This window comes from Photorhabdus cinerea (assembly GCF_011189575.1).
Taxonomy (GTDB): domain Bacteria; phylum Pseudomonadota; class Gammaproteobacteria; order Enterobacterales; family Enterobacteriaceae; genus Photorhabdus; species Photorhabdus cinerea.
The window spans coordinates 1-1013 of the sequence record NZ_PUJW01000114.1 but is presented as its reverse complement, the minus strand read 5'-3'; the positions used below and the strand labels follow the sequence as shown (position 1 = coordinate 1013).

Genomic DNA, 1013 nt, shown 5'->3' with positions numbered 1-1013 from the left:
ATCTGGAAACGAATGTTCAAGCGATACATGATAAATACTCTCGTGTATCGCGGCACTAATTTATCAGAAGCAAAAGACATTGCTGCATGTGAAATTGAAACATATTCTAAAAAGCGTGGATATTGGAAATATATTCATCCGCACGATGCCGCGAAAGAGGCTTTATCTTATTGGAGTGATTAGAGTGGAAATTAAAGAAATATTAGAGAGATTCAAGAAAGATACAAGATACCACAGCATTAAAATATTTCATAATGATGACTTATATCGTCATTTAGAATTAAGTAAAAATAACAGCAGTGCATATTGTTTCGATATAGTGACGTGGCCCGGATATTTGTGTATATCGAGTGACATGGGTTGTTTTACATTCTCTCGTGTTACAGATATGTTTCGCTTTTTCAGAGATTCAAGCGGTGAATTATCTATAAACCCGGATTATTGGGCAGAAAAATTAAAAATGGGGGTTGAATATAACAAAGAAATATATAAAGAATGGTCATCAGATAAATTCAAAGATGCTGTTAATGAAGCATTTAATAATTTCATTGATGATAACGATGCTATTTCTGATGATGTTCTCGAAGAAATAAAGGAATCAATCGAAGAGATCATTTCATACTCACATGATGAATATGATGCAGTATCAGCAATTAGAGATTATGACGATAAGTATGATATCTTTGTTGATTTCTGGGAAAATGATTGCATGGAATATAAATTTCATTATGTATGGTGTTTATATGCAATCGTCTGTGGCATCAGTAAGTTTGATGAACAAGTGGAATAAACATGGAAATAAGATTAGATAAATATGTCATCACATCAGATGATTATCAGTTCATTCTTAACGAGATTAAAATAAGTAAGGAAGGTAAAAACATTAGTCAAGAGCGGTTACAAACAATCGGCTATTATCCCAGATTGGAGCAATTAATTAAGAAGTTAATTTTATTAGAGATTCGTCGTGATGACATTAAATCACTGCAAGATATGAGTGATAAAATAAATCA

General features: G+C 32.0%; 3 protein-coding genes. All 3 read left to right on the top strand.

Annotated features, from left to right (window positions below; translation table 11 throughout):
• On the top strand, nt 1–183 hold a 183-nt coding region (locus C5469_RS23345; RefSeq protein WP_207629331.1), incomplete at its 5' end, for a hypothetical protein.
• 1 nt (nt 184) lies between these two features.
• Nucleotides 185–790, top strand: coding sequence for a hypothetical protein (locus C5469_RS22840; RefSeq protein ID WP_166310986.1), 606 nt, complete (start codon nt 185–187; stop codon nt 788–790).
• Nucleotides 791–792: 2 nt separating this feature from the next.
• A partial coding sequence (locus C5469_RS22835; RefSeq protein ID WP_166310984.1) for a DUF5405 family protein occupies nt 793–1013 on the top strand: 221 nt, incomplete at its 3' end.